At 25.9% G+C, this 10,979-nt stretch carries 12 protein-coding genes; 11 read left to right on the top strand and 1 reads right to left on the bottom strand.

What is annotated here, in order from left to right:
• Positions 1 to 65: 65 nt before the first annotated feature.
• The 10 genes from GBZ86_RS08470 (at position 66) to GBZ86_RS08425 (ending at position 8,527) form a co-directional block, all read left to right on the top strand.
• Positions 66 to 227: a streptolysin S family TOMM toxin gene (locus tag GBZ86_RS08470; RefSeq protein WP_152889620.1), complete on the top strand. Its 162-nt coding sequence runs from the start codon at positions 66 to 68 to the stop codon at positions 225 to 227.
• A 35-nt stretch (positions 228 to 262) separates the two neighbouring features.
• A complete protein-coding gene (locus tag GBZ86_RS08465) occupies positions 263 to 421 on the top strand; it encodes a streptolysin S family TOMM toxin (protein ID WP_152889619.1) in 159 nt (52 codons plus the stop codon).
• 123 nt (positions 422 to 544) lie between these two features.
• Positions 545 to 1,492, top strand: a complete 948-nt coding sequence (locus GBZ86_RS08460; RefSeq protein ID WP_327444675.1) for a SagB/ThcOx family dehydrogenase — start codon at positions 545 to 547, stop codon at positions 1,490 to 1,492.
• Positions 1,493 to 2,578, top strand: a complete 1,086-nt coding sequence (locus GBZ86_RS08455) for a streptolysin associated protein SagC (protein ID WP_152889618.1) — start codon at positions 1,493 to 1,495, stop codon at positions 2,576 to 2,578.
• 16 nt (positions 2,579 to 2,594) lie between these two features.
• On the top strand, positions 2,595 to 3,953 hold the full coding sequence (locus GBZ86_RS08450; RefSeq protein ID WP_152889615.1) for a YcaO-like family protein: 1,359 nt from the start codon (positions 2,595 to 2,597) through the stop codon (positions 3,951 to 3,953).
• Complete coding sequence (locus tag GBZ86_RS08445; RefSeq protein ID WP_152889613.1) at positions 3,928 to 4,560, top strand: CPBP family intramembrane glutamic endopeptidase; 633 nt, start codon at positions 3,928 to 3,930, stop codon at positions 4,558 to 4,560. The genes GBZ86_RS08450 and GBZ86_RS08445 overlap by 26 nt, the downstream gene beginning before the upstream one ends.
• Positions 4,561 to 4,565: 5 nt before the next feature.
• Entirely contained in the window at positions 4,566 to 5,291 is a 726-nt protein-coding gene (locus GBZ86_RS08440) for a SagF family protein (RefSeq protein WP_152889611.1), read from the top strand.
• A 19-nt stretch (positions 5,292 to 5,310) separates the two neighbouring features.
• The gene (locus GBZ86_RS08435) at positions 5,311 to 6,246 is read left to right on the top strand and encodes an ABC transporter ATP-binding protein (protein WP_152889609.1); all 936 of its coding nucleotides are present in this window, start codon (positions 5,311 to 5,313) and stop codon (positions 6,244 to 6,246) included.
• A 10-nt stretch (positions 6,247 to 6,256) separates the two neighbouring features.
• Positions 6,257 to 7,381 (top strand): SagG family ABC transporter permease subunit, encoded by a 1,125-nt coding sequence (locus GBZ86_RS08430; protein ID WP_152889607.1) that lies wholly within the window; start codon positions 6,257 to 6,259, stop codon positions 7,379 to 7,381.
• Positions 7,382 to 8,527, top strand: coding sequence for an ABC transporter permease (locus GBZ86_RS08425; RefSeq protein WP_327444669.1), 1,146 nt, complete (start codon positions 7,382 to 7,384; stop codon positions 8,525 to 8,527). It begins immediately after the preceding gene.
• Between the two features lie 50 nt (positions 8,528 to 8,577).
• Here GBZ86_RS08425 and GBZ86_RS08420 read toward each other — a convergent pair whose 3' ends face one another.
• On the bottom strand, positions 8,578 to 9,687 hold the full coding sequence (locus GBZ86_RS08420; protein WP_152889605.1) for a CAP domain-containing protein: 1,110 nt from the start codon (positions 9,685 to 9,687) through the stop codon (positions 8,578 to 8,580).
• Positions 9,688 to 9,960: 273 nt separating this feature from the next.
• Here GBZ86_RS08420 and GBZ86_RS08415 point away from each other — a divergent pair.
• Positions 9,961 to 10,979: discoidin domain-containing protein (locus tag GBZ86_RS08415; RefSeq protein ID WP_234885137.1), on the top strand; the 1,019-nt coding region annotated here is incomplete at its 3' end.

Raw genomic sequence — 10,979 nt, 5'->3', positions numbered from 1 at the left:
GGAACAAGCGGAAAATAAAAATTTATAATACATATATTATAATAAAAAGTAAGGTGGAGATTTATATGTTAAAATTTAATGAAAATGTTTTATCAACTACAACTGTTAAGCAAGAAGTTAATGTAGCACCAGGAGCATGCTGTTGTTGTACATGCTGTTGTTGTGTAGGAGTAAATGTTGGTGGTGGATCAGCTACAACTAACATAAATGGAACAAGTGGAAAGTAATATACAACATAAGAAAAAATAAGGTGGAGATTTATATGTTAAAGTTTAATGAAAATATTTTATCAACGACAAATGTTAACCAAGAAGTTAATGTAGCACCAGGATCTTGTTGTTGTTGTACATGCTGTTGTTGTATATCAATAAATGTTGGAATTGGATCAGCCACAACAAATTCTACTGTACCAGCAAACTAATTTATAAAAGGTAAGTTTTACATAAAAAAATAATAATTAATAATTTGCCAGGTAAATTATAATAATATAAATATACCTGGCAATTTTCATAAGGAGTTAAATGTTAACTAGGAGGTGTAAATAGTGTTTGGCAATAAAAAAGAAGAAAAAAAATATATTGATCCAGTAGAAAATATGAAACTTATACATTTTAATACACAATATTGTATTATGTCCCCGTATGTTGATTCTACAGTAGTAAGAACACCAGAAACCATTATAAAAGGTACGTTGTTTTCTAAAGAAAATAGATTTAGATCAGAAGAATATCTTTTAAATTATAGAACAAATAATAATTATTTAGGTTTTAGAATAGGTGTAGCGAATTTCTTTCAACAGGATGCGGCATTAACAGCTGTTAATGCAGAAATGGGCGAAGATTTAAATGATGTTATAAAACTTCCCAATGCTAAAAATATTAGAGTTGGATTATCAACGGCTATAACTTCTAGAAGAAGTGTAAGAAGTTATATGAAATCAAATATGTCTTTAAATGAACTTTCAAATATTCTTTACTATGCTCAAGGAGTTAGTAATGAAGTTGAACCTTATAATTTATCTAATAGAGATAAAAAAATTAAACTTAGAAATGCACCATCTGGTGGAGGATTATATCCTATAGATATATATATGTATATTCAAAATGTAAAAAAATTAAAAGATGGAGTATATAAATATTATCCTTATTCCCATTCAATAAAACCTATAAAATTTAATGAAGAAAGTGCTAATATAAGAAATTTTGCAGAGTTTGGAGCAGTAAATGCTGAAGATGCTAATTTAATAGTTTTTTATGTTTATAATTTTTTAAAGAATACAAGAAAATATGGAGATTCTGGAATGGCATATGCTTTAATTGAAGCTGGTGAAACAGCTCAAAATCTTCAGTTGGTTTCAACAGCTATTGGATATGGTTGTTGTGATATTGGAGGATATGAAAAGCAATATATTGAAAATTTTATAAATATAGATGGACATTTTAATCACGTAGTTCATATGACAATTGTAGGAATGGAATTGGAGGGACAATAAATGGATTTATCAAAAGATTACATATTAAATAACAATTTAAGAATAATAGATAATGGAACAAATGAAATAAGATTTAGAAAAGGATTATGGAATTATAATGAAGCAGTTTTAGATTTAAATGAAGAGAGTGAAGGATTTAAAAGTGCTTTAAGAAATTTAATACATAAACTTAAAAATGGAGGTTCAATTAAATTAAATTCTTTAGAACAATTTAATTTGAATAGCAAAGAAAAAGAAAATTTAATTAATATTTTTAGTGCTTTATATCAAGCCGGAATGATATGTAGTAAGGATGAAAAAGATATTAATGATGAATTAGATAAAGTTTTATTAGGGGATTTAAGACACGCTTTAATAAAAGAAGATGAAATACAGGGAAAAAAGTTACTTTTAATTTCTGATAATGAATATTGCAAGAAAAATATTAATGAGCTATCAAAAGCAATGAATGTTGAATTAGAAATATGTTCTGATGAGTTTATAAATAATATTATAAAAAAAGATGTTACATCAGCTTTAGATAGATTAGAAACTAAAAGTAATTTAGAAGGATTAAAGGAAGAATTAAGTAAATATTCAGCTGTATTAATGTGTATGGCACATTTAAATGTGAATGTTTTTAGAAATGTAAATAGAGCATTAATAGAATTACAAAAACAAGCTGTTGTATCATTTATAGATGGTCCATTTATAACTATGTTAAGCATAAATCCACCTAAAACTGGCTGTTTAGAATGTTTTGAACAGCGTATTTTAGCTAGGATGGAAGACCATGTTTCTTATCATAAGTTTGTAGAAAGTAAAGATAAAACAAAGATTCAAATACATGATTCCATAGTACCTTTATTAAATACAATGACTAATTTATTAATTTCAGAAGGATATATGATAAATAATTTCAATACATGTAAATTTGAAGGAAGAGTTTTAAGTATGTTTGTTCCAACATTAGAGATTCAAGTTCAAGATTTACTAAGAGTTCCTTATTGTTCAGCTTGTGGAAATGTAGCAAAAGCTCAACTAGAAGAGATAAATATTTCTACAAGAAATGTAATAAATAATATAATTGATAATATTAATTCATAATTAGGAGGGTAATTTTATGATGAAGTTTTACCCAAGTTTTAACAATATTTTTAATGACTTTAAGTCATTAGCAGGCAATCAAAGTGGAATACTTGAAGCATCAGCTATGCCATTAGTTAATTTTAATGGAGAAGTTAAACTTAAAAGTATAACAGGAAATATGCCTAAATATCATAAAACTCTTTTAAGTCAAGATATGGATATACAATACCATATAATAGGTTATGGTTCACATTATGAAGAGGCATTAATTAAATACACTGGTGAAAGTATAGAAAGATATTCAACTATTGTAGCTCCAGAATTAGTTAAAGATAAAATAGTATTTTCTAGCTATAAAGAATTAAGCAAAAAAGGAAAAGTATTACCTTTAGAATATTTAAATGTATTTACAGAAAATCAAAGACAATATGCTAAGGAATTACATGCTATTATTTCAGAAAAAGAAGTAAATGAAGATGACATAATAGGATGGATAAAATGCCCATCTCTTTTTAAGAAAAATGAAGAAATTTGGGTTCCTGCAAAAATGATGTTTGTTGGATACAAAGAAAATAAAGAATTAAATGAGGTTAATTTTATACCTTCATTTAGTACAGGAACAGCATCTCATAAAAGTTTAAAAAAGGCATTAATAAATTCACTTGTTGAATACATACAAATAGATGCTTTTATGTTAACTTGGTATACAAAGATAAAATGTAAAAGAGTTAAAATTGATAATGAATTAGTTAATAATTTATTAGAAGAAGTTAACTTAGGAAAGGATTCATCTTATGAAATAATACCTATATATATGACTTTAGATGAAATACCTTTACCTAACTTTGGAGTGATTTTAAAAAGAAAAGATAAAGGCATGCCATATATAACTTTTGGAGTTCAAGGTGGATTAGATCCAGTACATTCGCTAACTAGAGGAATAATGGAGGCCGCTTCTATAGCCTATGGACCTTATTTTAGTACTGTATATAATCCAGATGGATTAAAGCATGTAATGAATGAAGATGCTAAATTTTTAGATTTAGACAGTAATGTATTATTTTATGCAGCTCCAAATAAACATGAAGAAAAGGATAATATAATGGAAGAAATTATAGAGGGTGAAATTCTTTTATCTTCTATAGAAAATTATAAAGATAAGAATATAGATGAGCAAATTAGTTTCTTATTAAAACATTTATCTAAAGTAAGTGAGTATGGAGTATACCTAGATATAACTCCACCAGAAACAAGAAATAATGGATGGTATGTTACTAGAGTGCTTTTACCAGAAATATTGGAAATGTGTATACCAGAATTTCCATTTGCAAATCATCCAAGAATGAAAAAATATGGAGGGGTGAAAAATGGATATCCACATCCAATGCCTTAGTATTATAGTTTTATTAGCAACTTTCAGTCCTACAATACTTGCTCAATTAGGTATGTGGATAGGAAAAGATTCTTATGATATGAATAAGATTTTTAAGTTGTTATCAGGAGTTTTTTTATTTTTATTAGCATTAGTTTTTGTAGTAACTCCTAATGACTTTAATATGCTTTTACCTAAAGAAAATTATTGGTATGGAGTAGCAATTTTAGCAGTTCCTTTTACTATTTTCACTGAAATAGCATTAGCATATATGGTTAATTTTCCTAACAGGAAAGTAAAAGGCTTAAAAATAAATTTTATGATAAAAAATGCTAGCTTTAAGATAGTAATGTTTACTGTAATAATAGCAATATCAGAAGAATTTATTTATAGACAACTTTGGTTTTCTATACTTTTAAATACTTTTAGTTTTAATATAGTAACTATATTACTTATTACTTCAATAGTATATGCTTTAAATCATATTAGCTTAGGTAAAGTAATATTTATTCAAAAAATATTTTCAGGATTAATATATGGATGTTTATTCTATTTTAGTGGTTATAGTGTTATTATTCCTGTAATCACTCATTGTTTACAAAATATTTCAATTGTTTCAAAGGATTGATAGATATGGACTATTTAAAAATTTTAACTCTAGTTTTACTAATAATATATACTTCTATTCTTTATTTGCCAATGAGATTTAGCATTAAAAATTCTACGGTAATAAAAAGAAGTTGCTTAAGTATTTCTAGTTTAATAAATTCAAAAATTAATATTGCTTGGGAAGGAATAAAAGTTATTTACATAGTTATTATAGGATTATTACCAGTTATATTTATTTACAATAAAGGATATGTTTTTTATTACAATATATTTTCAGGCAATAAAATTTGGCAATCAATAGTATTATTAATTTTATCAATAATAACTATAATAGAAATTACTTTTTTTATATCTATAGTTATTGTAAATATTGTTATGGGTAAAGATAGTAGAATGGAAATGTCAAAAGTATCATGGATTAAATTTGATAAAAATAATCCTATGTATACGGCTTTAGTAAGACCTATAATATTTGCTATAGTAGAAATAATTCTTTATTATTTTATATTTTTAGGATTATTGGTAAATTTAGCGAATTTACCTTTAGTAATTTCAATATATATAATAGCATTTCTTTATTCTATAAGTAGAATTATAGCTACTAAAAATATAAGTCAAGGGCTTATTTATGGTACCTTTAGTTTTATATTGAACTTACTAGGAGGAGCATTAATTTTTTATAGTGGTTGTTTAATATATACAATTATTTTATATATAATTTACTACATGTTAATTGCATTTAAAGAATAAAAACTTAGGAGTTGATTAAATGAATTTGGTGGAGATTAAAGGGCTTGTAAAAAGCTATGGAAGTAATAAAGCAGTAAATAACATTAACTTAAACATACCAGAAGGATCAATATATGGATTATTAGGACCTAATGGAGCAGGAAAAAGTACTACTATAAATATGATTTGTGGATTGATTACTCCAAATAAAGGAGAAATAAAAATATTTGGTAAAAAATTCACTAAAAAATCAAAGGATATAAAACATAATATTGGAATAGTTCCTCAAGATATAGCTATTTATGAAGATCTAACAGCATATGAAAATGTAGCTTTTTTTGGAGGAATATATGGTTTAAATGGTAGGTTATTAAAGCAAAGAGCAAATAAAGCTTTAGAGTTTGTTGGATTATTAGATAGAAAAAATGAATATCCTGGAAGATTTTCAGGTGGTATGAAAAGAAGATTAAATATAGCATGTGCTTTAGTACATCAACCAAAGTTAATAATAATGGATGAACCTACAGTAGGAATTGATCCTCAATCAAGAAATCATATATTAGAATCTATAAAAAAGCTTAATGAAAAAGGATGTACAATAATTTACACTAGTCACTATATGGAAGAAGTAGAAGAGATTTGTACAAATGTTGCTATTGTTGATAAGGGACATATTATTGCTGAAGGAGAAAAATATAAATTAATATCAGAGCATACAGATATTAATTTAATAATGATTACTGTAGAAGATGCACAAAAAATAAATTTAACTGTACTTAAAGAAATAATTGAAGCTGAAAATATAGAGCTAGAAAAAGATACATTACAAATAACTTGTAAATCATCAGAAATTAGTTTAAATAAAGTAATAGAATATTTTATTAAAAATGATGTAAAAGTTAGAAATATAGAGAATAAAAGTAGTGATCTTGAAACTATATTCTTGAAATTAACAGGAAAAAAACTAAGAGACTAGAGGTGGCTCTATGAAAATGTTATACATAATAAAAAAAGAAATATTACATAACTTAAGAGACAAAAAAAGTATGATTTTAATGACAGTATTTCCAATGCTTATGATGGTTATATTAGGTACAGTTTTTGCATCATCATTTCAATCATCAGGAAGTATTCCTAAAATTAATGTAATATATTCTGTAGAGAAAAATTCAGATATATCAAAACAATTTAAAGTTTTTGCTGATGATATAGAAAAAACTATGAATGTAAACTTTACGGAAGTTACTGATGAAAAAAATGCATTAGAAAATATAAGTAATGGAACTTGTGATACTTATCTTAAATTTGAAAATACTAATAAAATATTATTTTATACTAATAATTTAAGAGTTTTTAATTCTAATTTAGTTTTAAGTTTAATGAATACATTTGTGGATAAATCTAATTTAATCAGTGAAATTGCTACAAAGAAGCCCATGGCATTATCTAAAATTGATAATAGTGTAACTCCTAATTATGTAGAATTTAAATCAATAGTAGCAGGAAAAGAACCTACAGGATTAGAGTATTATTCTATTACTATGTTTACTATGATTATTCTTTACAGTATACCAGCAGGTGCTTTTACTATATTGGGAGAAATAGGAAGAAGAACCTATGGAAGACTTTTATGTAGTGGAATCTCAAAGAGTAATATATTGTTTGGAAAGTTAATAGGATGCTGTGCAGCTACTTCTTTTCAAATATTCTTAATTTATTTATTTAGTAGATATATATTAAAAACTAATTGGGGAAATAATTATTTTGCTATAATAGGAATTTCATTATCAGCAGTAATTATGGCAGTATCTGTAGGTATAGGTCTTGCTAATATGATAAAAAATAGTGGAGTTGTAGCTATAGCAATGCATATTTTAATACCTATAATGGTATTTCTAGGAGGAGGATATATACCTCTTAACTTTATAGGAAGCAATGCTTTAAATGCAGTATCTATTATATCTCCAATTAAATGGACTAATGAAGCTTTGTTTAAGATGATTTATGGAAATAATTTAAGTACTATACCAATAGCTATAGCAATTAATCTTATAATTGCAATGGTGTTTTTAATTACACCTATTCTTTGGCCTAGAAAGGATGTGATATAAGTGAGAAATATAGCATTAATAAGCAAAAATATATTAAAGCAAGCTTTTAGAAAAAAATCAAATATAATTACTTTCATATTACTTCCAATTTTAGGTGTGTTTATTTCTTTATATTTAACTGCTGTAGGAACTTCTTATACAAAAGTAGGAGTTGTAGATTTAAATAAATCCTATATATCTACAGATATGATTAAAAGTATGAAAGCAAACTCTAATTTTATAATAGATGAAAATATAAAAGAAGAAAATATAGATAAATCTTTATTAAATAGAAATGTAGATTGTGTAGTGGTTATTCCTAAAGATTTTGACAAAAATATCATAAATATAAAAAACCAAAAGATAGAAATAGCTTCAGTAAGAGGAAAAGAAATTACAGCATGGATAGAAAACTATGTAAATTATTATGTAGATAATTTGGTGAGTATAGGCAAAGTAGCTGAAGGTAATAGTAATTTATTTAGAGAATTATATGAAGGATATAAAAGTCAAAGTTTAAAGCTTGAAAATGTATCTATTTCAGATAAAGGAAAAGATAAAAGTGCTACTAAACAAAGTATAGGTCTTTTATTAGTATTTATGCTTATGGCTTCTAGTGTAACAAGCGGATTTATAATGAGAGATAAGTTTAATAAAACTTATTATAGAACTTTTTGTTCTTCAGTAACAAAGGGACAATATATATTTGCAAATGTATTTTCTAATTTATTAATTTATATAATACAAGTTTGTATAATATTAGTTCTTTCATTATATGTACTTAATTTAAATTTTTATATTAATACAGCAACATTATTTATAATATTATTAAGTTTTGGATTAGTTTCCATAGGATTTGGTATTATAATAGCAGCATTTTCAAAAACATTTAATCAATCTTCTTATTTATCAAATATTTTAATTACCCCAACTTGTATGCTTTCAGGATGCTTTTGGTCCGTTGAAATGATGCCAAAATGGATGCAACAAGTTGCAATGATTTTTCCTCAAAGTTGGATATTAAAAACAGTTGATGAGCTTCAACATGGAAAAAGTTTTAATGATGTATATATGTATATAATAATAGTAATTTTATTTGCTTTTGTATTCTTTTTTATAGGTATATTAAAATTACAAAGAGATGAAAATTTAAAAAGTATAGTTTAAATATAAGAAAAAAGGGTGTGTAAAATTATTACATACCCTTAATTCTTATATTATTTATAAAATTCTTGAGTAGCAAATACTTCATTACCAATTTGATATAAACCAACTCCCATTGATTGAAAATCTGTTGATAATATATTTGCTCTATGACCAGCAGAATTCATCCATTGAGTCATAAATTGATCAGATAATTTTTTAAAATCTATTCCACCACCTCTTGAAGCAATATTTTCACCCCAAGCTTTATATTTTACTCCATCTTTAGCCATTTGAACTGTTATTAAATTTCCTTGAAGATCTTCATGAGAAAAATAATTTTTATCACCCATATCTTTTGATTTAATTCTAGCGTATTTTTCCATAGTTTTATTATAGGATAATAAAGGAAGACCAACTTTTGATCTTTCTATATTAACTTGATTAAAAATGGCCTGTTCTACATCATTTAAAGATGCTATATTATCATGAGAAGAAGGTGTTTTTGAAGATTTATCAACCTTTGGCTCAATTGGAACTTGCTTTTCCGATGATGGAGGTGCAGTTTCTATTACAGGTTCAGGTTGCTGTATTTCTATTTTGTTATCAGGTACTGGTGCAGGTGTTGTTTCTTGTGGTTTTATATTTTCTTTTGGAACATTAGGAATTATTGGCTGATTTATATTAGGTGTTATATTTTCTACTGGAGTAGGCTTTGGTAAATTTTTATTATTTTTTTCATGCGATTTTGGAACTTGAACTACATTAGGAGATATTCGTCTAGTTGTATTTGGCTTAGGAATAGGCTTTAAATTATTAGTTGGACTTTGTATTGTTCCAGGAACTGGTGCTTCAGTTGAAGTAGTATCAGGTCTTTGTATGTAACTATAATATACAGATGGATTTCTAAAATAAAATGATTTAGAAAAAACATTAGGAACTTTAATATGGCGTATACCACTAGATTTTGTACCATCATTTCCGTAATTAACAACATTAGCATTATCATTTATTATAGGATTTTCATTAGCAATTTTTTTGTTATCAGTAGTATTATTGATATTTCCAATTTTAGGTTCATTTAAATTTATTTTTTTGTTACTGATAGTGAAATAAAAAAGAGGAATTAGTATACAAAGAGTTAATAGTGTACCTATTAATAAATTAGTTTTATTTTTTTTCATATTAATCACTCCTTTATCTTTAGTTTAATTAAAGTATATCACAATGAATTTGTTTTGTTATTAGTGGATTATAGCCTAAAATTCCACTAGTATTTTATTATTAATCTGTATAAAAATTTAATAAATCAATTATAGTAAATTGACATAAAAAAGTAAATATAGTAATATTTAACTATAAGATGTAATAGTATACAAAGCAACGGGTTTTACAAAATTATATTTTAGTAAATAAATTAATTTTTATTTTAAATTGTATAAATGGGGGAGATTAATATGAAAAAGGCAAAATTAAAAATTCTTTCATTATTAACTGTGGCTACTGTTATTTCATCAATTAGTTTAAATACTATATCAGCACTAGCAACAGGCAATGATGTAGCTATTCAATCAGAAGAAAAAGTGTTATCCACTTTAAATTTAGCTTTAGGGAAAACCGCAGTGGCATCATCAGTTGAGCCTGAAGGAGAAAATTTTACTGCAGATAAAATAACAGATGGAGACAGAACATCTAGATCATCAAGATGGTCAAGTGGTCATTTTACAAATGGACATCAACCATGGATATATGTAGATTTGGGTGAAGAAACAGAGTTTGATAAAATTAAATTATACTGGGAAACAGCTAATGCTAAGGTTTATAGGATAGAAGTTTCAAATGATGCAGAAAATTGGAGCAAAATTCATAGAAAAGACAATGCCCAAGGAGGAGAAGAGTTAATATCCTTTGAAGAAAAGCAAAATGCTAGATATGTTAGACTTTTCTGTGAGGAAAATAATCCAGATGTATGGACAACTGTTTCTTTATATGAAATGGAAATTTATAATGGAGAACTTCCTACAAATCCACAAGAGGTAATAGATAATTTAGTGGTGCCAATCATAAATAAAGGAGATACTAAGTTACAAATGCCTAAGGTTCCATCAGATATGGAAATTGAATTTATAGGCTGTGACTATCAGGAAATTATAGCTTCAGATTTAACTATTAATGAGCCTTTAGTAGATACTAAAGTAACAGTTGATTTTAGAGTTAAGCAAGGGGAAACTTCTTTAGAAACAAAGGGTATAGAAGTAACTGTACCAGGTAAATATTCAGGAAATATAGGTGCAAATACAAAGCCAGAGGTTATTCCTTCTTTAAGAGAATGGGTTGGAAAAGATGGTAATTTCCAAATTGCAGACAGTAGTAGAATTGTTTTAGATGGAAATTATGAAGCTGAGTTAAGCAAAACAGCTGAAATATTTAAAGAAGATTATAAAGACATTTTAGGAAAAGATATAGAAATTATTAC

Origin of the sequence: Clostridium tarantellae, from assembly GCF_009295725.1 — a bacterium.
Classification (GTDB): Bacteria; Bacillota; Clostridia; order Clostridiales; family Clostridiaceae; genus Sarcina; species Sarcina tarantellae.
This window is presented reverse-complemented; position numbering and strand designations above follow the sequence as displayed.